This is a genomic window from Phenylobacterium sp., assembly GCF_036501465.1.
GTDB lineage: Bacteria > Pseudomonadota > Alphaproteobacteria > Caulobacterales > Caulobacteraceae > Phenylobacterium.
Genome location: NZ_DASYAF010000159.1, coordinates 68,287 through 88,930 on the forward strand (window position 1 = coordinate 68,287; position 20,644 = coordinate 88,930).

Sequence of the window (20,644 nt, forward strand, 5' to 3'; positions counted from 1 at the left end):
GGATGAGATGCAGCGTCAACGGATGCGGCCTACCTGGAGGCCCGGAGTCCATGGGTCCCGGACAAGCGCTGCGCGCTTTCCGGGATGACACTCAATTTTCGGGATCGTTACCGCGCCTGCGCTGCGCCCAGGCCAGCACCGCCATGCCGGCGGTCACCGAGGCCAGCGAGCCGGCCACCACCCCGATGCGCACCTGGGCCTGGGCGGCGGCGTCGGTGAGCGGGAAGGCGAGCTGGCCGATGAACAGGCTCATGGTGAAGCCGATGCCGCAGAGCAGCGACAGGCCGTAAAGCTCGACCCACTTGGCCCCGGTCGGCCGCCGCGCGAGCTTGGTGAGGATCACCAGGAAGGCCGCCAGGAAGACACCGAGCTGTTTGCCGAAGAACAGGCCCGCGGCCACGCCCAGCGCCACCGGCCCGAACAGGTCGGAAAGCCCGATGTGGCGGAAGGTGAAGCCGGCGGCGCAGAAGGCGAACAGCGGCAGGATCAGGAAGGCCACATAGGGGTGCAAGCCCTCCATGAAGTCCTCCAGCACACCGGGTCGGCCGGGCTTGCGCGGCTCAAGCGGGATCACCGCGGCGGCGGCCACGCCTGCCAAGGAGGTCGAGATCCCCGACTTCAGCATGAAGCCCCAGACGACCACGAAGCCCACGGCGTAGAGCAGGTAGGGCGCACGCCGCCACTGGCCCAGGAGGCCCATGCCGGCCAGGCCGACCAGGGCGCCGGCCAGCTCCAGCACCCGGAAGTGGCTCGTGAACAGCAGGCCGATCAGGCCCACCGCGCCCAGGTCGTCGACGATCGCCAGGGTAAGCAGGAAGACCCGCAGGTTCGGCGGTAGCTTCGGCCCGGCCACCGCCAGGGCGGCGATCGCGAAGGCGATGTCGGTGGCCACCGGCACCGGCCAGCCCTCGGGCCTCAGGCCCTGGAACGGGGTCATGTTGATCGCAAGATAGACCAGAGCCGGGCCGACCATGCCGCCCAGGGCCGCGATGACCGGCAGGGCCAGGCGCCTGGGGTTGGCGAGTTCGCCGCGGACGATCTCGTATTTGATCTCCAGGCCGACCACGAAGAAGAAGACGGCCATCAGCCCGTCCTTCACCCAGTCGAGGACGGACAGGGTCTCGGTGAAGGCGCCCAGCTGGACGGTGAAGGGCAGGGCCAGGAAGCGGAAGTAGAGGCCTTCCCAAGGCGAATTGGCGAGCACGATGGCGCTGAGCGCGGCGGTCGCCAGGATCAGCCCCGAGGCGCTCTCGGTCTTCAGGTAGTCGAGCGTGATCCGCTTGGCCATGGCGCTCGGTTAGCATGGCCACGGCCGCGTGCCTAAGGTATCCGGACGGGGACGACGACAAGGGATGGAGACCGCCGGATGCGCCTGACCAAGCCCCGATTTCCGCCGCTCGGCGACGCCGAGCTCAGCCCCGAGCAGGACGAGGCGCTGAAAGACTTCCGCCCCGGCCCGGTGCTCAACATCTTCCGCACCCTGGTCCGCGCGCCCAAGGCGCTCACCCGGTTCAACGCCTGGGGCGGCTATGTGCTGTCGCGGCGCAACGACCTGCCCGCCCGGGAGCGGGAGATCGTGATCCTGCGCACCGGCTTCCTCTGCAAGTCGGGCTACGAGTGGACCCAGCACCACCGCATCGGCCTGCGCGAAGGCCTCGCGGCGGACGAGATCGAGCGGATCAAGGGCGGCGCGGGCGCGGGCTGGAGCGCGGCGGACGCGGCCCTGATCAAGGCCAGCGACGAACTGCACGCCGACCAGTTCATCACCGACCCCACCTGGGCCGAACTCGGCGCCCACTTCACGTCGAAACAGTGCATGGACGTGGTGTTCACCGCCGGCCAGTACACCCAGGTCTCCATGATCTTGAATAGTTTTGGCGTGCAGCTTGACGAAGGCCAGACGCTCGATCCCGACCTGAAGGGCTTCTGACCATGGCCGGCCGGCTCGAGGGCAAGATCGCCGTGGTGGTGGGCGCCGGCCAGACGCCGGGCGAGACCATCGGCAACGGCCGCGCCATGGCGCTGCTGTTCGCCCGCGAAGGCGCCGCCATCTTCTGCGTCGACCGGGTGGCCGAGCGGGCGGAGGAGACCGCCGCCCTGGTGGCCGAGGCGGGCGGGACGGCCGCGGCCCACGCCGCCGACATCGCCAAGTCGGGCGAGGCGGCCAAGCTGATCGAGGCCGCCAAGGCGCGGTTCGGCCGCGTGGACGTGCTGATCAACAATGTCGGCATCGGCGGCGGCGACGGGCCGGCGCACCGGCTGGAGGAGGCGGCGTTCGACCGCATCCTCAGCGTCAACCTCAAGGGCATGTGGCTGACCATCAAGGCGGCCCTGCCGGTGATGCGCGAGCAGGGCGGCGGGGCGATCGTCAACATCTCCTCGCTGGCGGCGCGGGCCGGCGGCATCCAGCTCGCCTACGAGGTCTCCAAGGCCGGCGTGAACCGGTTGACCACCTCGGTCGCCCAGTCGAACGCCCGCTATGGCGTGCGCTGCAACGCCATCATGATGGGCTACATGGACACGCCCATGGCGGTGAGCGGCATCGCCTCGGCCACGGGGCGCTCGGTGGCCGAGGTGCGCGCCGAACGCAACGCCCGGGTGCCCCTGCGCGGCAAGCAGGGCGGCGGCTGGGACACCGCCTACGCGGCCCTGTTCCTGGCCAGCGACGAGGCGGCCTTCATCTCCGGCGCCATCCTGCCCGTGGACGGCGCCATGGGTGTGCGGATCGGCTGATGCCGGTCTCGCCCGCCTACCGCCCCGACCCGGTCTACGCCGAGCTGGGGCCGGAGTTCGCCGATCCGGTGCAGGCCGAGGCGTTCCCGAAGACCATCCTGCGATTTCGCAATGACCGCGCGGCGGCGAGCGTCGGCCTCGACACCCTGACCGACGCCGAATGGATCGCCCATTTCGGCCGCTTCGAGCCGCTGCCGGGCAACCTCGATCCTCCGCTGGCCCAGCGCTACCACGGCCACCAGTTCCGGGTTTACAACCCCGAGCTCGGCGACGGCCGGGGCTTCACTTTCGCCCAGATGCGCGAGCTGGGGACCGACCGGCTGCTGGACCTCGGGACCAAGGGCTCGGGCCGCACGCCCTGGTCGCGCTCCGGCGACGGGCGCCTCACGCTGAAAGGCGGGGTGCGCGAGGTGCTGGCGACCGCCATGCTGGAGGCCCTGGGGGTTCCGACCTCGCGCTCGTTCTCGCTGGTCGAGACCGGCGAGGGGCTGGAGCGCGGCGACGAGCCCAGCCCGACGCGCTCGGCGGTGCTGGTCCGGCTTTCCCACAGCCACATCCGTTTCGGCAGCTTCCAGCGCCACGCCTTCTTTGAGCAGCCGGATCGGATCAGCGCCCTCGTGGACCACGTGGTCGCCCGCTATTTCCCCGAGATCGAGGGAGCCAATGACCGCGCCCGCGCCCTGTTCGAGGTGTCGGTGGCGCAGACCGCGCGGCTCTGTGCGGCCTGGATGGCGGCCGGCTTCGTGCATGGGGTGCTCAACACCGACAACATGAACATCACCGGCGAGAGCTTCGACTACGGGCCCTACCGGTTCCTGCCGAAGAACGACCCGAACTTCACGGCCGCCTATTTCGACCACGCCGGCCTCTACGCCTTCGGCCGCCAGCCGGAAGCGGTGTTCTGGAACCTGCAGCAACTGGCCGGCGCGCTCAGCCTGGTGAGCGACGCCGAGGGCCTGGTCGCGGCGCTGAACAGCTTCGCCTTCGCCTATCGGGCCGAGCTCACCGAAGCCATGCTGCGGCGCCTGGGACTGGCCGCGCGGGGCGGCGAAGACGATGCGGGCCTGGTGCAGGCCGCCTTCCGCGCCATCGCCGAAGGCGGCGAGGCGCTGCGCTGGGAGCCGTTCTTCTTCGACTGGTTCTGCGGCGAGGCGGCCCGCGCGATGGGCGGCCCGCGCGGCGATGTCTATGCCGGCGCCGGGTTCGCCGAGTTCCGCGAACGGCTGCAGGGTTTCACCGCCGAGCGGCCGGAGCGCCTCGCCGATCCCTACTTCGCCGGACCCGAGCCGGAGGAGCTGCTCTACGACCAGATCGAGGCGCTCTGGGCGCCGATCGCGGAGCAGGACGACTGGTCGGCCTTCCAGGCCAAGCTGGCCGGGATCGAGCGCGCGCGGCTGGGATGGGGCTTCCACTGACGCCTGCGGCAACCTGAGGCCGGTCCATGGGTTCTCCGCAAGAGGAGACTCGCCATGAAGTCGCTGCTCATCGCCGCCGCCGCGGCTCTTGTCGCCACGCCCGCCCTGGCCGGCGGCAAGGTCTCGGTCGACCGGCCGGAAACCCAGACCGACGGCAAGCTCACGGTCACGTCTTCGACCTTCAGGCCGGGCCAGCCGATCCCGCGGAAATACAGCGGCTATGGCGACAGCGTCTCGCCGCAACTCTCCTGGAGCGCCGCGCCCAAGGCCAAGTCCTACGCCGTGCTGACCGACGACCCCGACGGCCCCGGCCCCGAGCCCGTGTCGCACTGGGTGGACTGGAACATCCCGCCCGGCGTGACGTCGCTGGGCGAAGGCGTGAAAGCCGGCGTGGAGGGGACCAACAGCCACAAGACCTCGGGCTACACCGGCCCGCATCCGCCGGTGAAGGACCCGGCGCACCACTACCACTTCCAGGTGCTGGCGCTCGACACCATGCTGAACGTCCCGGGTGGCGCGGATCGCGACACCGTGCTGGCGGTGGCGAAAGGGCATGTGATCGCCAAGGGCGAGGTGGTGGGGACCTTCAAGGCTCCGAGCTAGGTCCGGTATCCGGGCTAGGTCGGGCTTTCGGCGGCGGCGCGCACCGGCCCGGGCCGCGAGGCCCACTGCGCCAGAACCACGCCGGCCAGCGCCACGACGGCGCCGGCGGTCTGCAATGGGCCTAGCGCCTCGCCGAACAACAGGAAGCCCGCGTAGGTCGCCACCACCGGCTGCACCAGCACCACCACCGAGGCCAGCGAGGTCGGCAGCCGGCCCATGGCCCAGGCGATGGAGCCCTGACCGCCGATGTGCACCAGGCCCAGGCCGATGCAGGCGGCAAGGCCGGCCGTGGTCGTCGGCAGGATCTGTTCGTGCAAGGCCAGGGCGGTGATCAGCAGCAGCGGCGCGCCGGTGGCGCTGGACCAGAACATCAGCCGGTTGGTCGACTCGGTCTTCCGCGCCTCGCTGATGGTCAGGAAGTAGAGGGCGTACCAGAAGGCGGTGGTGAGCGAGAGCGCATCGCCCAGCGGCGCGTTCAGCACCGGCGTGCCGGCGCCGCGGCCGATGCCCATCATCCAGGCGCCGGCCACCGCGACGGCCATGGCCGCCAGGAACAGCATCCGTGGCCGCTGCTTCAGGAAGATCCAGGCGAAGGCGGTCACCACCACCGGCGTCAGGTTCGACAGCACCGTCGAGGCGCCCACCGAGGTGTATTTGATCCCGTAGTGCCAGAAGCCGAGGTCGAGGGCGAACATCAGCCCAGCGATCAGCAGGATGCGCTTGGGCCGCCCGACCCCGCCTGTGGTGGTGCGCGCCATGATCGCCAGCAGCGGCAGCGCCGCGCCCAGCCGCCAGACGCCGGCGGCGGCCGGTCCGGTGCCGGTCAGGCGCACCAGGATGCCGGAGAAGCCGATGACGCAGGCTCCGAACACCAGCACCGCCACGGCCGCCCAGCGTCCCCGCTGGGCTGGATGTCCGATCGCCCCCTCAGCCAAAGCCCAACTCCGCACGCAACGTCTGAGCCGTCATACCCGAGCCGCGCAGTTCGCGCAGCGTCTCGGCGCGGTCGCGTTTCGCAAAGCGCTTGCCGTCGGCTCCGACGAGCAGCCGGTGGTGCCGATAGACCGGCGTCGGCAAAGCCAGGAGCGCCTGCAACAGGCGCTGGACGTGGGTGGCCTCGAACAGGTCCTGGCCGCGGACCACCTGGGTGATCCCTTGCAGCGCGTCATCCACGACGACGGCGAGGTGATAGGCCACGCCCACGTCCTTGCGCGCGAGGACGACGTCGCCGCCGAGTTCCGGCCGGGCCTGGATCAGGCCGTGCTCGCCGGCGGGCCCTTCGCCGTCCTCGGTGAAGGTCAGGCTCTCGAAACCGCCGGATTCCCGGTTTTCAAGGGCGCGCCGGGCGGCGTCGAGCGACAGGCGCCAGGCGTAGGGCTCGCCCGCCGCCACGCGGCGTTCTTCCTCCGCGGGCGGCAGGCGCTGGCCGCGGAAGGCTTCCATGGCGCCGTGCGGAGCCGATTCGATGGCCTCGGCGATCTCGCGGCGGGTGCGGAAGCAGCGGTAGGTCAGGCCGCGCTCGGAAAGCTCGCGCAGCGCCGCGCCATAGTCGGCCATGTGGTCGGATTGGCGGCGGACCGGCTCTTCCCAGGTCAGGCCCAGCCAGGCCAGGTCCTCGAAGATCGCGGCCTCATATTCGGGCCGGCAGCGGGTGCGGTCGATGTCCTCGATGCGCAGCAGGAAGCGGCCGCCGGCCGCTCGGGCGGCTTCGAAGGCGGTGAGCGCGGAGAAGGCGTGGCCCCGGTGCAGGTAGCCGGTGGGCGACGGCGCGAAGCGGGTGAGACGTGTCGTGGGGGCCGGGCCGGTCACCCGGCGGGTCTAGTCCTCGCGGAGCGAGGCGGCCAGTCCCAGGCGCTTGAAGACGGCGCGGAAGAAGGCGACCTCGCCGCCCAGGGCGTCCTTCAGGTGCTCGAACTGTTTGAAGTTGGCCATCTCGGCCAGGCCGTGGGCGGAGCACCAGGCGGCGGTGGTGGCCAGCTCCAGCTCCTGCGCGTCCTCGGGGTTGGCGCCGGCGTCGATGAAGGTGTCGCGCACCTTGCAATAGGCGCTGTCCTCGACGCCCTCCATGTCGACGGGGAAGGCTTCCTTGTCGCGGGCGGTGTCGTACATCACCCGGTAGATGGCCGGGTTCTTGCGGGCGAAGCAGACATAGGCCACGCCGATTTCGTCCAGGGCTTCGGCGGGGTTGGCGGCCTCGGCGCGGGCCTTGGCGATGGCCGCGTCCAGCATGGTCCAGCCTTCGGCGGCCACGGCGTCCAGCAGTTCGCTCTTGTCCTTGAAGTGGTGGTAGGGCGCCGCGGGGCTGACCCCGGCCTCACGGGCCACGGCGCGGAGCGAAAGGGCGCTGGGGCCTTCGGTCTCCAGCAGGCGGGTCGCGGCGTCGATCAGGGCGCGGCGCAGGTCGCCGTGGTGATAGGGCCGGGACTCGGCAGCTTGAGTATTGCTCATCGCTTCCTACCTTACAGGGCAATCTTGGCGCCGTAAAGATATCTTGACAGCGCTTAGATTGATGCTATCTTAGCATCATTAAGATAACAAATTGTCCGTGGGGATACGGACCAACTCAAAGGTGTGTGTCATGTTTTTCGCTCGCTTCTTCGACCGGGTCGCCCCGGCCGCCCTCATGGCGATGGGTGTCTCTCTCGCCGCGGCCTTCGCGAACGTCGCCGGCGTCTAATCTCCCCGACCAGATGCCGAAGCGGAGAAGGGCCCCCGACCGGGGGCCCTTTTTCGTCGCCACAGACCGGCCCGGCGGATGCATGCATTTTTGCATAGCTGCACTGCACAATTAGTCATCTAGGCAATGTTCAGATTAGTGCTATCTAAGCATCGTCCAGATGGACATCGGCGCCCGATCCGGGGCCGAACAACGAAAAAGGAACTGATCATGTCGATCCAGAACATCCGCTTCCTGGACAGCTTCGTCTCCGTGGCGATCCTGGTCCTCAGCCTCTCCCTGGCCGGCGCCACCGCCTTCGTCGCGGCCTGAGCGTGGGATGCCGATAGGCCTCGCCGCCCCACCCAGATGTGGCTCGCGGCGAGGCTCCGGCCCTCAAGCGGCCGTCAGACTCTCCGTCATGGAGATGTCTCCGAATCTTTCTTATAAGGGTCCCTACAGCGGGACAGCCTGAGCTTCCTGAGTGTGAAGACCTTGGGCCCGTCGCCGCCGGATGCGCAGCGAATAGGGGTTCTTGTCTTCAGTTCATCCGCGTTCTTCCTAGGCGCCCCGCGCCACCCCGCCTCCGAACAGATGGAGGCCCGCCATGCAGGTGCTTAGCCGCCCGCCGTCCGGCTGGCCTGCCCTGGTGCTCAACGCCGATTTCCGGCCGCTCTCCTATTATCCCCTGTCGCTCTGGCCTTGGCAGGACGTGATCAAGGCGGTCTTCCTCGACCGCGTGGACGTGGTCTCCACCTACGACCAGGAAGTCCACTCGCCGTCCTTCGCCATGAAGCTGCCGAGCGTGGTCTCGCTGAAGCAGTACGTGACCCAGGACCGGCCGCCGGCCTTCACCCGGTTCAACCTGTTCCTGCGCGACGCCTTCACCTGCCAGTATTGCACCGCGAGCGAGGAGCTGACCTTCGATCATGTGATCCCGCGCTCGCGGGGCGGCCGCACGACCTGGGAGAACATCGTCACCGCCTGCGCGCGCTGCAACCTGAACAAGGGCGGGCGCACGCCGCGCGAGGCGCACATGCATCCGCTGCACACGCCGCGCCGGCCCACGGCCCACGAACTGCAGCAGCACGGCCGCAGGTTCCCGCCGCACCACCTGCACGAAAGCTGGCTCGACTACCTCTACTGGGACATCGAGCTGGAGGCCTGAGGCCCGGCCGTCCTCAGGTTCCCGAGAACGACAGCACTGCGATGTGCTCGGCGCGCGGGAAGCCGGCGGAGATCGGGCCGCACCAGTTGAACGCGCGGCCGCCCGGGCGCACCGCCAGGCCGTCCTCGACCAGCTCGTGGGCCGGATCGGCGCCGTCCAGCAGCACGTGGGCGAAGGGGCGATTGTAGCTGTCCTTGCCGCCGGCCGGGGTGATGGCGGCGGTGCGCACGCCGGTGACCAGGGTCTTCAGCCGCAGGGCGACCTGGCGGGCGGCCAGGGCCTCGGCCGGGCAGTGGGCGTCGGGCGAGGGTTGCGGGGTCACCGCGTCCGCCAGATGCACCGCCTGGCCGTCGATCACCAGAACATCGCTCTGCAGGACCGCCACGTTGGGCGCGGCGGGGGATGGCGCGCGCCCTTCGGCGAACAGGCCGCTGCGCGGGGCGCAGGCGGTGAGCATGCTCAGTGATGACAGCAGGATGAGGCCGATGAAGACCACGCATCCCGTGGTGTAGGCGAGCGACAGCAGGCGATAGAGCGGCATCGGAAACCCTATGGAGGAAGAGAGGGGCCCCGCGCGGCGTTGGGCTGGGGGAGATGCGCCGCGCGGGACCCGGACGACGGCCTCAGCCGCCGAACTTGTAGCGCAGGCCCACGGTGACCAGGGACGCGCCGAAGTCGCCGTTCACCCGCGCCCCCGCGCCGCCGAACTTCACATCGGGCGCGCCCAGGTAGCGGTAGGCGATCTCACCGGTGAGCTGGTCGTTGAAGGGATGGGCGATCCCGCCGCCCACCTGATAGGCGAAGGTGGTCTTGTCGCCATGTGGGGCGGCGGCCGGGCCGCCGTCTTCCTTCACCTGGGCGACGCCGATGCCGGCGCCCAGGAACGGCCGCCACTGGCTGTCCGGCAGAAAGTCGTAATAGACACTGGCGAGACCGGCGGTGACCTTGGTGTCGCCGAAGCCCGACTTGCCGCTGTTGTCCAGGTAGAGGATCTGGCCCTCGGCGCGCCAACCATTGCCCAGGCTCTTGCCGACGCCGGCGTCGATGGCCCAGCCACTGTCGCTGCGCGGGCCGTTGGTCCCGTCGATGCGGCCGGAGAAGGTCGCGCCGGCGTCGCCGCGCACGTACCAGCCGTTGTCGTCGGACGATCCGGAAGGGGCCGCCGAAGCGGCGGCGGGGACGGCGAGAAGCGCGGCCGCGGACGCCGCGACGAGGATGAGAGACTTCATGTTCTTGGACTCCTGCCCCTTGATGAGGCTTGCCGAGCCCAGATCGGGGCGACGGTGCGGCCGCGCTTCCAGCGGTGTGATGCGGTTTCCAGCCGTGTGACGCGATCAGCGGTTGTCCCGGCGCGACGCGCGCCTACCTAAGGTCCCAGTCGCTGCAATGAGGGGCGTGTGACCTCGTCTTCCCCAATCGTATCCCTGGCCCCGCCGTTCGCCTCGGCCCGGCCGCATGACCCTTTCGCCAGCGCCGACAGCGGCGGCGTCGCGGTGACCCTGGTCGATCTGAAGCGCCTGTGGATCCGTCACCAGGCGCTGGGCCCCTTCCGGATGGACTATGACGGCCGCCGCCCGATGGTGGTCTTCCTGTTCACACCGGCGCGGTCGCGCGCGACCGGCGAGCGATTTCCGCGGGGGGCCTTCTCCCTGCTGACGCCCGGCGCGCCGGTGACGTTGGAGAGCGCGGAGCCGGTGGAGACCCTGGCGGTGGCGTTCAACTGTCCCGCCGCCGCCGGCCTGCCGCATCAGGAGCGCGGGCAGAAGACCATCGACGCCGGGGTCAGGGCGCTGGCCCATGAAATCCGCCGCGTGCTGCTGAACGAGGGCGAAGCGGCCATGGCCTATCTGGAGCAGCTGGCCGACAGCCTGATCGTCCGCGCGTTGATGGTCCGCGGCGCCGCCCAACCAGCCCTGCCGACGGCGAGCCAGCCACGCCCAAGCCTGACCGCGTTCAACCTGCGTCGGGTGCGCGAGCACATCGACAGCCGTCTGGCCGAACGGATCACGGTGAACGAGCTGGCCGCCGTCGCGGGCCTCAGCCGCGGCTATTTCACCCGCGCCTTCCACGCCGAGACCGGCGAGAGCCCGCACAATTTCATCCTGGCGCGGCGACTGGACGCGGTGCGATTGCGGCTGGACGCCGGCGCGGACGACCTGGCGCTGGTCGCGGCCCAGACCGGCTTTTCCAGTCACGGCCACATGACCACCGCCTTCGGCCAGGCGTTCGGCGTCAGCCCGCGCGCCTATCGCGAAGGCCGTCGGACGGTCGAGGCCCTGGAAGCCTAGAGCGCGGCCAGCGTGGCGACGACCTGCGCTTCGGTCGGCTGCGCCGCATCAACCGTGATCGCATCCTCGTCAGCCGCGGGCGGCTCCAGGGCGGCGAACTGGCTGGGGACCAGGCTGGCTGGATAGTAGTGATCGGCGCGCCGACCGACCCGGATGTGCGCCAGGGTCTCGTCCGTCGCCACATAGACCAGCCGCAGGTGCGGGTGGGCGGCCCGCAAGGTGTCGCGATAGGCGCGCTTCAGCGCCGAGCAGGCGACGACGCCGGGCCGCCCCTCGACCGCCCAGCCATCGATGAACCGGCCCACGGCGGCCAGCCAGGGCGCGCGGTCCGCGTCGTCCAGCGGGACGCCGGCGCGCATCTTTTCGACATTGGCCGGCGGATGCAGGTCGTCGGCCTCCAGGAAGGCCCAGCCCAGGCGTTCGGCCAGCGCCGCGCCCAGGGTGGACTTGCCGGCCCCCGCCACGCCCATCACCAGCAGGACCGTCGCCGCCATGGCCCTGGTCTCCGCCGGGGCTCGCGCGGCGTCAAGGAACAGTTGGCCCGTCGCGCGGGTTGCAGCGTGACCAGACCTGGGAGGCTGAACAGACCATGCCATGGGGCCGGCGCAGGGGCGCGGAACCCGCCGGCGGCGACCCGCCGTCGCCGATCCTTTTCGACCGGACCACGGCGCTTGGCCTTGGCCTGTTCCTGGGCTTGAGCACGGTCTTCCTCGAGCGGCTGTTCCCGCCACACCCGGCGCGGGCCCCCGTGGCGGCGCCGGACCGCAGCCCGCTGGCGATCGCCAGGCGCGCGCTCGGCGAATTCAACGAGGATCGTATCCCGGCGGTGGCGGCGGGGGCGGCCTTCTACGCGCTCCTGGCGCTGTTCCCGGCGCTCGGGGTGTTCGTCTCGCTCTATGGCCTGGTGGCCGATGTGGCCGGCGCGCAGCGGCAGGTGGCGGCGCTTTCCGGCGTGCTGCCGGCCGGCGGCGTGAGCGTGCTGGGCGACCAGATGACCCGGCTGGCCGCCGCGCCGCCCGCCAGCCTGGGCCTCACCTTCGCGGTCAGCCTCGCCTTGTCGCTGCTCAGCAGCAATGCCGGCATGAAGGCGGTGATCGGCGGCCTCAACGTGGCCTTCGAGGTTCGCGAAAGCCGGGGCTTCCTGATGGTCAACCTGGTGAGCCTGGGGTTCACCCTGGGCGCCATCCTGCTGGTCATCGCCGCCATGCTGATCATCTCGGCGGCGCCGCAGGTGCTGGCCGATGTGGGCCTGGGCGGCTGGGTGGCGGCGAGCTGGTTGCGGTGGCCGGCGATGATCGTGACCAGCGCCATCGCGATTTCTTTGCTCTATCGCCTCGCGCCGGCGCTCCGGGGCCCGAGGTTCCGCTGGATCACACCCGGCGGTGTGTTCGCGGCCCTTGCCTGGGCGGCCATGTCCTTCGTCTTCTCGCTCTACGTCGGCCGGTTCGGGACCTATGACCGGACCTACGGCTCGCTGGGCGCGCTCGCCGGCTTCATGACCTGGATCTGGCTGTCGCTGACCGTGATCCTGCTGGGCGCCGAGCTGAACTGCGAACTCGACCGCGCGGTCCCGAAACGGCCGCGCGGCGGGTCCGAGCCCTAGGCCCAGCTCAGGTCGGCGTGCTTCAGCGGCAGTTTGCGCACCCGCTTGCCGGTGGCGGCGAAGACCGCATTGGCCAGCGCCGGCGCGCTCGGCGCCACCGAAGGCTCACCGATCCCGCCCCAGGCCTTGCTGGGCGTCAGCACCAGATGCGTCTCCATCGGCGGGGTCTCGGCCAGGGTCATCAGCGGATAGTCGTTGAAGTTGCCCTGCACCGGCGCGCCGTCCTTGATGGTGATCTCGCCATAGATGGCGGCGGTCAGGCCATAGACGATGCCGCCCTCGATCTGCTGGGCGATCGTGTTGGGATTGGCCGCGTGGTAGCAGTCCACGGCGGCGACCACCCGCTCCACCTTCAGCTTGCCGGCCTGGCTGACGCTGACCTCGATCACCTGGGCGGTGACGGTGCCATAGGTGTCGACCACCGCGATGCCGCGACCGCGCCCCTTGGGCAGCGGGGTTCCCCAGCCGCTCTCCTTGGCCACCTTGTCCAGCACGGCCACATAGTCGGGCCGGTCGGCCGCCAGCTTGCGGCGGAACTCGTAGGGGTCGGCGCCCGCCTCGTGCGCCAGCTCGTCGATGAAGCTTTCCAGGAAATAGGTGTTCTGCGAGGCCCCGACGCTGCGCCAGAACATCACCGGCACGTGGGCGTTCTTCAGCACCACGTCCACGCGGTTGTTGGGGATCTTGTAGGCGTGGGTGGCGATCACCTCCACGGCCATGGGCTCCAGCCCGTTCTCCACCTTACTGGCGCCCAGGGAGCGCAGCAGGGAGCCGACCGCGACCTGGCTGGCGATGGCGGTGGGCGCGCCGTCCGGGCCCATCACGGCCCTGAAGCGCACGGCGGCCTGCGGGCGGTAGCGGTCGCGGCGGATATCCTGCTCGCGCCGCCAGATCAGCTTCACCGGCTTGCCCACCGCCTTGGCCGCGGCGATGGCGTGGACCAGCTCGTCATGCTGGGTGCGCCGCCCGAAGCCGCCGCCCACGAAGTGGTTGTGGACATAGACGGCCTCGGGCGCGACGCCGGCCTCATGGGCCGCCAGGCGCAGCACCGCCATGGGCGACTGGGTGCCGATCCAGACGTCTACCCGGTCGGGCGCGAGCTGGACGGTGCAGTTCATCGGCTCCATGGGCGCGTGCGCCAGGTAGGGCGCTTCATAGAGCGCCTCGACCACCTTGCCGCCGCCGGACTTCGCCTGGGCCACGGCGGCCGGGGCGTCGCCCACGTTCTTGGCGGTGACCAGCGGGCCGTCGAGCGCGTCGCGATAGGCCTTGTCGAGCTGGGCGCTGTCCACGGTCGACGCACCGCCGGAAGCCCAGACCGGTTTCAGGAGATTCAGGGCCGAGCGGGCGCGCCAGTAGCGGTCGGCGACCACGATGACGGCGTCGTCGGTCTTGACCACCTTCAGCACGCCGCGGCGGCCCTGGATCGGGGTCTCGTCGACCGAGACCAGCTTGCCGCCGAACTCGGGGCAGGACAGCACGTCGGCGTAGACCATCCCGGGGACTTTCGCGTCGAGCCCGAACTGGGCCGAGCCGTCCAGCTTGGGCGCGGTGTCGAGCCTGGGCGTCCACTTGCCGAGCAGGCGGTACTGGTCCGGCGTCTTGATCACGGGTTCGGAGGCCAGGACGACCTTGGCTGCCTCCGGCGCGAGTTCGCCGTAGGTGAGGCTGCGGTTGGACGCCTTGTGCAGGCACTTGCCGGGGGCGACGCTGCAGTCGGCCGGGTCGACCTTCCAGCGCTGGGCGGCGGCGATGCGCAGGCGTTCGCGCGCGCTCGCGCCGGCCTGCTGCATCATCGAAACCGAGGTCCGCACGCCCGAGCTGCCCACCGTCTGCATGCCGCCGTAGAGCCTGCCGCCGGCCCGGATGTTGCGGTTGGCCGAGGCGTATTCCACCCGCACCTTGCCCCAGTCGCAGTTCAGCTCCTCGGCGACCATCATGGCCAGCGCCGTGGAAGTGCCCTGGCCCATCTCCTGATGCGGCAGGCGGATGGTGACGCTGCTGTCAGGGTCGATGACCAGGAAGGCGGTCATCTCGGGCTTCAAATCTTGGCCGTCGGCCCAGGAGACCTTGCGCAGGCCCCGTTCGGCCGCGCCGGCGGGGACGCCGATCGCCAGGCCGCCGGCGGCGGAGAGGCCGCAGAAGATTGCGGCGCGGCGGGAAAGTTTCGGGTTGAAGGCGATGTCGTTCATGGCCTCACACCTTCACCTTGGCCGCGATGTCCGCGGCGCGATGGACGGCCTTGCGGATCCGCGGATAGGTCCCACAGCGGCACAGGTTGGTGAGGCCGGCGTCGATATCCGCGTCCGTCGGCCGGGGATGGGCCTTCAGGAAGGCGGCGGCGGCCATGATCTGGCCGGACTGGCAGTAGCCGCACTGGGGCACGTCCTCCTCCAGCCAGGCCTGCTGCACCGGATGGCGGCCATCGCTCGACAGGGCCTCGATGGTGACGATCTGCGCGCCTTCAGCGGCCTTCGATGGCAGGATGCAGGTGCGCTGGGCCTTGCCGTTCAGGTGGACGGTGCAGGCGCCGCACTGGGCGATTCCGCAGCCGAACTTCGTGCCGGTGAGCCCGAGCTCATCGCGCAGCACCCAGAGCAGCGGGGCGTCATCTTCCACATCCAGCTCATGGCGCTGGCCGTTGACGGTGAGGGTGATCATCGGCGCCTCCTGCCACTGCGGACGCGGCGCAGCCTACTCCCTGGCGGCGGGAAACGACACTGCCGGCCTCCGCCTGGCTTCAGCCCACCGCTGTGGTCACCCGCGCGCCGGCCGCCAGCATGCGGTGGACCGGGCAGTGGTCGGCGATCTGCAGCAGCCGCTCGGTCTGTTCCGGCGACAGGGGACCCTGCAGCCTGACGGTCACTTCGAAGGCGTCGGGCGGGCTTTGCGCCTCATCCTTGCGGTGGGCGACGGCGACGTGCACATGGCCCAGCGGCCAGCCCTTCAGGTTGGCGTAGAGGCGCAGGGTCTGGGTCGCGCAGGCGGCCAGGCCCGCGGAGACCAGTTCATGCGGGGTCGGGCCGAGGTCGAGGCCGCCGGCCTCCAGCGGCTGGTCGGCGACGATGCGGGCCGGCCCGGCGGCCAGCATCATCTGCAGCCCGCCCTTGCCGGGATCGTCGGCGCTCACCACGCGGGCTTCGGCCATCGGGGTCTCCTGTCGCGACTTGTTTCGCTATGCCGCCAATTCACCGCCGTTTCGAGACACAAACGATACGAAGCGGCCCAACTCGCGCCGCGGACCCCCGCCAGATTGGCGTCGTGCGGCGAGCGGACTTCTCCTCCCCCCGAGCCTGCCCGCAGCGAACAATCGACGCCGAGGGCCAACATACCCCCCGGTCTTCCGGTGTCGTTTCACGGCTCCCTCGCCCCGCGCGGGGGAGCCGTTTTCCTTTCGGAGCCTTGCGTCTTTTGCGTTGTGCGGGGAACGGAGCGTCGCGCGGCCTTGTTCTTCCTGCCTCAGACGGAGGACAGCATGACCGGCCATCCGCAAGACCACACCGACCCGAAGTCCGGGGAACGCCCACGTGCGCCGCGCCCGCCGCAGCAGGGCGCGGACGTGAACAAGGCCAAGCTAGGGCGCGAGACCCCGGGGCGCGGCCTCGACACCGGCGTCGACCTCGGCCAGATCCAGCCCGGCGCCAGCGGCGACGCTTCACCGCTCGACGACTGAGCCGCCCCGGGCACGCTAAGCCGGTTCGTTTTCCTGTAGGTGCGGCGGGCCGCTGGCGGCGACCCTGGAGGCGAACTCCTCACGCGAGTTGACCTTGGGCGGCGGCTCCGAGGGAACCGGCACGCCCAGGAAGGCGCACAGCGGCGCCCAGCCGTCAGCCACGTGGTAGACCAGCAGCCGTTCGGCCGCGATGGTCTCACGGACCTTCTGGTTATGGGCCTTGTAGACCGCGATGCAGTGGTCGCGGTCATGCAGGTGCTGATCGAACAGCTCGCCGACCACCTTGCGCACCATCCGCGGGAACCCGACGTCGCCTTCGTAGGGGTTCTTGAAGATCGTCGCCTGAGTGCTCTCGAACCACGAGTCCGGGTCGCGCTCGGTAAGGATCACCTTGGCGTCCGGATAGGCGTCGGCCAGTTCCTTGTAGTAGGTGGCGTTGGGCCAATCGACGGTGGAATTGTAGCCGGCGAAGATCTTGCCCCAGTCGGCATGGGCGGGGTCCTGGGCCGCCTCGTACCACCAGTCGAACGCCAGCGGATTCTTGAACACCTCCATCATGTGGTAGCAGGGGCCGACGCCCAGCATCTCCAGCGCCAGCTTGAGGGACAGCGTCCCCGTCCGGCCGAAGCCGGCCCCGATCACCTTCAATGTCATGGCCTTGCCCCCTTTGAGGTCCGCTGCAAGCTTGGCCCGAAGTTCTCGCGGCCTCAAGGACCAGGTTCATTTGACTCCGCCGAGCGCGGGGATTTCAGTCGCGCCCGGTCTTGAAGGGGATTTGCGATGGCCAAGTTCGACAGCATCCTGGGCGCGGTGGGCAATACGCCGGCGGTGCGGATCAACCGCCTCGCGCCGCCCGGCGTGAACCTCTACGTCAAGGTCGAGGCGTTCAATCCGCTGGGCTCGGTGAAGGATCGCCTGGCGCTGGGCGTCATCGAGGCGGCGGAGAGATCCGGCGAGCTGAAGCCCGGCCAGACGGTGATCGAGGCCACCAGCGGCAACACTGGCATCGGCCTGGCCATGGTCTGCGCGGCCAAGGGCTATCCGCTGGTGGTCACCATGGCCGAGAGCTTCTCCATCGAGCGGCGCCGGCTGATGCGTTTCCTGGGCGCCAAGGTGGTGTTGACGCCCTCGGCCCTGCGCGCCGTCGGCATGATCGACAAGACCATCGAGCTGGCCAAGACCCACGGCTGGTTCATGACGCGGCAGTTCGAGAACGAGGCCAACCCCGACTACCACTCGAAGACGACGGCAGAGGAGATCCTGGCGGATTTCCCGAACGGCGAGCTGGACTACTGGGTCACGGGCTATGGCACCGGCGGCACCCTGAAGGGCGTGGCGCGGGTGCTGCGCGAGAAGAGCCCGAAGACCAAGATCGTGGTCTGCGAGCCGACCGACGCGGCGCTGATCTCGTCGGGCGAGGCCCAGGCGCGCCATCCCGACGGCACGCCCGCCGCCGGCCATCCGGCCTGGAAGCCGCACCCGATGCAGGGCTGGACGCCGGACTTCATCCCCAAGCTGACCGGCGACGCGGTCGACGCTCACCTGTTCGACCAGGTGGTGCAGGTCGCCGGCCCCGAGGCCATGGCGCAGAGTCAGGCGCTGGCCAAGCAGGAAGGCGTGTTCTGCGGCATCACCTCCGGCGCCACCTTCGCCGGCGCGCTGAAGGTCGCCGCCGAGGCGCCCAAGGGTTCGACCATCCTGGCCATGCTGCCCGACACCGGCGAGCGCTATCTTTCGACCCCGCTGTTCGCCGACACGCCGGTGGACATGACCGAGGAGGAGCAGGCGATCTTCAATTCCTCCCCGATGTTCACCGAGGCCAAGGCGCCGGCTTAGGGGCCCGCGTTCACCGGAAGGCGAAGATGCCGCCGGTCTGGCCGCCCGGCGCCTCGGACAGGCCGCGGATCTCCAGGTGGGCGCGGCGCGCGCCGCAGACGCAGCGCAGCCGGGTCTCCAGGTTGGCCACCGCCTGGCGGGCCAGGCCCTGGCCGACCCACGGCTTCGGGTCGATCGCCGCCTCGCGCCCGCAGCCGCAGATCGCCCAGAGACTGGAGCGCGCCGCGAGCGCCTGATCGAGCCGCGGACCGGTGAACCAGGAATCGTGAACCGGGTGGATCGCGCCGTCGGCCATGTCCGCTCTCCCTGAGGACGTCAGGCCAAGAACAAAAACAGAACTTTCGGTCACGCGCGAGTCCCCCAAGGCTGTGCTTTCCGGCGGCCGCAACCGCGCGGCGAACGGGGAGAAGCCTAGCTGAGTCGCGGCGCCTGCGACGCCACCCCTCATCCTCGGCTGGGCCGCGGTGGGCTATCGGTGGCTGGACTGAATGCCTAGATAAATCGCTTCTGAGGTGGGGCGGCGCTTATGGCGTCATTATTCGACGGGGCGGGCCGGCTTTCTTGAGCCGCGGGAACGTATGCGCATCATCTGCGATTTCGACGGCACGATCACGCGCCAGGACACGACCGACCTGGTGCTGGAGCGCCTGGCCGACCGCAAGTGGGCGGCGCTGCAGGACGCCTGGCTGGCCGGCAAGCTCTCCGGCGCGGACTGCATGACCGGCCAGATCGCCCTGGTGGGCGGCTCGCAGGCCGAACTCGACGCGGTGCTGGACAGCGTGCAGCTCGATCCCGGCTTCCCGGCGTTCGTCGCCTGGTGCGAGGCCAACGGCTTCCCGATCGGCATCGTGAGCGACGGCGTCGACCGCTTCATCGACCGCATCCTCACCCGCCACGGCCTGGACCAGCTGACCGCCACCGCCAACCGTCTGGCGGGCGAGCCGGGCGCGTGGCGCCTCGAACTGCCCTGGCGCGAGGCGGGCTGCGCGGCGGGCTCCGGCGTGTGCAAGTGCGCGGTCTCCGCGGGCGAGGCGCCGATGGTCTATGTGGGCGACGGCCGTTCGGATTTCTGCGTCTCGGGGCGCGCCGACATCCTGTTCGCCAAGGGCGCGCTGGCCGAGCACTGCGCGGCCCAGGGTCGCAGCTACTATCCCTTCGACACCTTCCATGATGTTAGGCGTAGGCTGGCCATGCTGGTGGGCGCGCGCCCCACCATGCTAGGCGAGACGGCCAAGGCCTGACTCTGAACAGAGTTCCTTTGGAGTTTCCTGCATGTACGACGCCGCCGCCCCCCTGAGCGAAGCCGAGTTGCGAGAGCTCGACGCCCAGTATTGCTCGTGGGGCGACACGGTCCATTACGTAGACCAGCCGAAGTTCTTCGAGAGCTGTGACGGCAGCTACATGTTCGACGCCCAGGGCCGGCCCTATCTGGACCTGCAGATGTGGTATTCGACGGCCAACTTCGGCTACCGCAACCCACGCCTGGTGGCGGCCATGCACCGCCAGCTCGACCGCCTGCCGCAGGTCGCCTCGTCGCACCTGCATCGCGAAAAGGTGGAGCTGGCCGCCCTGATCGCCCGCGACGCGGAGGCCAGGTTCGGAGCCAAGGGCCGGGTGCATTTCAACGTCGGCGGCGCCCAGGCGGTCGACGATTCCCTGAAGCTGGTGCGCAACGCCGCCGGCGGCCGGACCCGGATGTTCGCCTTCCAGGGCGGCTATCACGGCCGCACCCTGGGCGCGTCCACGGTGACGTCGTCCTACCGCTATCGCCGCCGCTTCGGCCACTTCAGCGACACGGCCCATTTCGTGGAATTCCCCTATGCCTTCCGTGGCCCCAAGGGCATGAGCAAGGAAGAGTACGGGGAGAAGATCGTCGCCGATTTCGCCCGCCTGTTCGAAAGCGACTTCCACGCCGTCTATGACGTGAAGGCTGAGCAGAGCGAGTTCGCCGCCTTCTACGTCGAGCCGGTGCAGGGGACGGGCGGCTATGTCATCCCGCCCAAGAACTTCTTCAAGGACCTCAAGAAGGTGCTCGACCAATACGGCGTCATGCTGGTGGTCGACGAGGTCCAGATGGGCATGTACCGGACCGGCAAGCTGTGGGCGATCGAGCACTTCGGCGTCACGCCGGACGTGATGATCTTCGGCAAGTCGGTGACCAACGGCCTGAACCCGCTCTCCGGCATCTGGGCCAAGGAAGAGTTCATCAACCCGACCGTCTTCCCGCCGGGCTCCACGCACTCGACCTTCAACGCCAATCCGCTCGGCACCTCCATCGCGCTGGAGACCCTGCGAATGGCCATGGACGCGGGCTATGAGCGCAGCGTGCCGGAGAAAGGCGCCTACTTCCTGGAGGGGCTGCAGGACCTGCAGAAGCGCTGGCCGCAGATCGGTGACGTGGACGGCCTGGGCCTGGCCCTGCGCTGCGAGCTCTGCGAGGCGGACGGCTTCACGCCGGATCGCGCGCTGATGGACCGGATGGTGGCCGAGGGCCTGCGGGGCGAACTCGACGTGGACGGCCAGAAGATGGGCCTGATCCTCAATGTCGGCGGCTACTACAAGAATGTCATCACGCTCGCGCCCTCGCTGGACATCACCCACGAGGAGATCGACCTGGCGCTGAAGCTGCTCGACGCCCTGCTGCGCCGCTGCGTGCAGGCCTGACCGGC

23 protein-coding genes are annotated in these 20,644 nt (G+C 69.8%); 11 read left to right on the forward strand and 12 right to left on the reverse strand.

Annotated elements, in window-relative coordinates:
- Window positions 1-91 precede the first annotated feature (91 nt).
- The gene (nhaA, locus tag VGL85_RS18525) at window positions 92-1,288 is read right to left on the reverse strand and encodes a Na+/H+ antiporter NhaA (protein WP_331590484.1); all 1,197 of its coding nucleotides are present in this window, start codon (window positions 1,286-1,288) and stop codon (window positions 92-94) included.
- Between the two features lie 78 nt (window positions 1,289-1,366).
- On the opposite strand from nhaA, the gene VGL85_RS18530 reads away from it, so the two are divergent.
- Genes VGL85_RS18530 through VGL85_RS18545 form a run of 4 tightly spaced genes read left to right on the forward strand, consistent with a single transcriptional unit; the run spans window position 1,367 to window position 4,751 of the window.
- Entirely contained in the window at window positions 1,367-1,930 is a 564-nt protein-coding gene (locus VGL85_RS18530) for a carboxymuconolactone decarboxylase family protein (protein ID WP_331590485.1), read from the forward strand.
- A 2-nt stretch (window positions 1,931-1,932) separates the two neighbouring features.
- Window positions 1,933-2,733: an SDR family NAD(P)-dependent oxidoreductase gene (locus VGL85_RS18535; RefSeq protein ID WP_331590486.1), complete on the forward strand. Its 801-nt coding sequence runs from the start codon at window positions 1,933-1,935 to the stop codon at window positions 2,731-2,733.
- Window positions 2,733-4,148 (forward strand): protein adenylyltransferase SelO, encoded by a 1,416-nt coding sequence (locus VGL85_RS18540; RefSeq protein WP_331590487.1) that lies wholly within the window; start codon window positions 2,733-2,735, stop codon window positions 4,146-4,148. Before VGL85_RS18535 ends, VGL85_RS18540 begins: the two co-directional genes overlap by 1 nt.
- A gap of 54 nt (window positions 4,149-4,202) precedes the next feature.
- Complete coding sequence (locus tag VGL85_RS18545) at window positions 4,203-4,751, forward strand: YbhB/YbcL family Raf kinase inhibitor-like protein (RefSeq protein ID WP_331590488.1); 549 nt, start codon at window positions 4,203-4,205, stop codon at window positions 4,749-4,751.
- A 14-nt stretch (window positions 4,752-4,765) separates the two neighbouring features.
- Here VGL85_RS18545 and VGL85_RS18550 read toward each other — a convergent pair whose 3' ends face one another.
- Genes VGL85_RS18550 through VGL85_RS18560 form a run of 3 tightly spaced genes read right to left on the reverse strand, consistent with a single transcriptional unit; the run spans window position 4,766 to window position 7,199 of the window.
- On the reverse strand, window positions 4,766-5,686 hold the full coding sequence (locus VGL85_RS18550; RefSeq protein ID WP_331590489.1) for a DMT family transporter: 921 nt from the start codon (window positions 5,684-5,686) through the stop codon (window positions 4,766-4,768).
- The gene (gene gluQRS / locus VGL85_RS18555; protein ID WP_331590490.1) at window positions 5,679-6,560 is read right to left on the reverse strand and encodes a tRNA glutamyl-Q(34) synthetase GluQRS; all 882 of its coding nucleotides are present in this window, start codon (window positions 6,558-6,560) and stop codon (window positions 5,679-5,681) included. Before gluQRS ends, VGL85_RS18550 begins: the two co-directional genes overlap by 8 nt.
- Before the next feature lie 9 nt (window positions 6,561-6,569).
- Window positions 6,570-7,199, reverse strand: coding sequence for a TetR/AcrR family transcriptional regulator (locus VGL85_RS18560; protein ID WP_331590491.1), 630 nt, complete (start codon window positions 7,197-7,199; stop codon window positions 6,570-6,572).
- An 815-nt stretch (window positions 7,200-8,014) separates the two neighbouring features.
- Between VGL85_RS18560 and VGL85_RS18565 the strand changes: the two genes are divergently transcribed.
- A complete protein-coding gene (locus VGL85_RS18565; protein ID WP_331590492.1) occupies window positions 8,015-8,575 on the forward strand; it encodes an HNH endonuclease in 561 nt (186 codons plus the stop codon).
- 13 nt (window positions 8,576-8,588) lie between these two features.
- Here VGL85_RS18565 and VGL85_RS18570 read toward each other — a convergent pair whose 3' ends face one another.
- Window positions 8,589-9,116, reverse strand: coding sequence for a nuclease (locus VGL85_RS18570; RefSeq protein ID WP_331590493.1), 528 nt, complete (start codon window positions 9,114-9,116; stop codon window positions 8,589-8,591).
- Between the two features lie 82 nt (window positions 9,117-9,198).
- On the reverse strand, window positions 9,199-9,804 hold the full coding sequence (locus VGL85_RS18575) for an outer membrane protein (protein WP_331590494.1): 606 nt from the start codon (window positions 9,802-9,804) through the stop codon (window positions 9,199-9,201).
- Between the two features lie 168 nt (window positions 9,805-9,972).
- Between VGL85_RS18575 and VGL85_RS18580 the strand changes: the two genes are divergently transcribed.
- The gene (locus VGL85_RS18580) at window positions 9,973-10,863 is read left to right on the forward strand and encodes an AraC family transcriptional regulator (protein ID WP_331590495.1); all 891 of its coding nucleotides are present in this window, start codon (window positions 9,973-9,975) and stop codon (window positions 10,861-10,863) included.
- Here VGL85_RS18580 and VGL85_RS18585 read toward each other — a convergent pair.
- On the reverse strand, window positions 10,860-11,357 hold the full coding sequence (locus VGL85_RS18585; RefSeq protein ID WP_331590496.1) for a gluconokinase: 498 nt from the start codon (window positions 11,355-11,357) through the stop codon (window positions 10,860-10,862). The genes VGL85_RS18580 and VGL85_RS18585 overlap by 4 nt on opposite strands.
- 95 nt (window positions 11,358-11,452) lie before the next feature.
- On the opposite strand from VGL85_RS18585, the gene VGL85_RS18590 reads away from it, so the two are divergent.
- On the forward strand, window positions 11,453-12,466 hold the full coding sequence (locus tag VGL85_RS18590) for a YihY/virulence factor BrkB family protein (RefSeq protein ID WP_331590497.1): 1,014 nt from the start codon (window positions 11,453-11,455) through the stop codon (window positions 12,464-12,466).
- Here VGL85_RS18590 and VGL85_RS18595 read toward each other — a convergent pair.
- The 3 genes from VGL85_RS18595 to VGL85_RS18605 form a co-directional block, all read right to left on the reverse strand.
- A complete protein-coding gene (locus VGL85_RS18595) occupies window positions 12,463-14,658 on the reverse strand; it encodes a xanthine dehydrogenase family protein molybdopterin-binding subunit (protein WP_331590498.1) in 2,196 nt (731 codons plus the stop codon). The genes VGL85_RS18590 and VGL85_RS18595 overlap by 4 nt on opposite strands.
- Window positions 14,659-14,662: 4 nt before the next feature.
- Window positions 14,663-15,127, reverse strand: coding sequence for a (2Fe-2S)-binding protein (locus VGL85_RS18600; RefSeq protein ID WP_331590499.1), 465 nt, complete (start codon window positions 15,125-15,127; stop codon window positions 14,663-14,665).
- Window positions 15,128-15,206: 79 nt separating this feature from the next.
- On the reverse strand, window positions 15,207-15,614 hold the full coding sequence (locus VGL85_RS18605) for an OsmC family protein (RefSeq protein WP_331590500.1): 408 nt from the start codon (window positions 15,612-15,614) through the stop codon (window positions 15,207-15,209).
- A gap of 327 nt (window positions 15,615-15,941) precedes the next feature.
- Between VGL85_RS18605 and VGL85_RS18610 the strand changes: the two genes are divergently transcribed.
- Window positions 15,942-16,139 (forward strand): hypothetical protein, encoded by a 198-nt coding sequence (locus VGL85_RS18610; RefSeq protein ID WP_331590501.1) that lies wholly within the window; start codon window positions 15,942-15,944, stop codon window positions 16,137-16,139.
- A gap of 15 nt (window positions 16,140-16,154) precedes the next feature.
- Here VGL85_RS18610 and VGL85_RS18615 read toward each other — a convergent pair whose 3' ends face one another.
- Window positions 16,155-16,793, reverse strand: coding sequence for a sulfotransferase family protein (locus tag VGL85_RS18615; protein ID WP_331590502.1), 639 nt, complete (start codon window positions 16,791-16,793; stop codon window positions 16,155-16,157).
- 126 nt (window positions 16,794-16,919) lie between these two features.
- On the opposite strand from VGL85_RS18615, the gene cysK reads away from it, so the two are divergent.
- Window positions 16,920-17,975 (forward strand): cysteine synthase A, encoded by a 1,056-nt coding sequence (gene cysK, locus VGL85_RS18620; RefSeq protein WP_331590503.1) that lies wholly within the window; start codon window positions 16,920-16,922, stop codon window positions 17,973-17,975.
- Between the two features lie 10 nt (window positions 17,976-17,985).
- Here the strand turns inward: cysK and VGL85_RS18625 are convergent, their stop codons facing one another.
- On the reverse strand, window positions 17,986-18,270 hold the full coding sequence (locus tag VGL85_RS18625; RefSeq protein ID WP_331590504.1) for a hypothetical protein: 285 nt from the start codon (window positions 18,268-18,270) through the stop codon (window positions 17,986-17,988).
- 283 nt (window positions 18,271-18,553) lie between these two features.
- Between VGL85_RS18625 and VGL85_RS18630 the strand changes: the two genes are divergently transcribed.
- Entirely contained in the window at window positions 18,554-19,216 is a 663-nt protein-coding gene (locus tag VGL85_RS18630) for an MtnX-like HAD-IB family phosphatase (protein ID WP_331590505.1), read from the forward strand.
- A 31-nt stretch (window positions 19,217-19,247) separates the two neighbouring features.
- Window positions 19,248-20,639 (forward strand): aspartate aminotransferase family protein, encoded by a 1,392-nt coding sequence (locus tag VGL85_RS18635; RefSeq protein WP_331590506.1) that lies wholly within the window; start codon window positions 19,248-19,250, stop codon window positions 20,637-20,639.
- The last annotated feature ends 5 nt before the right edge of the window (window positions 20,640-20,644 follow it).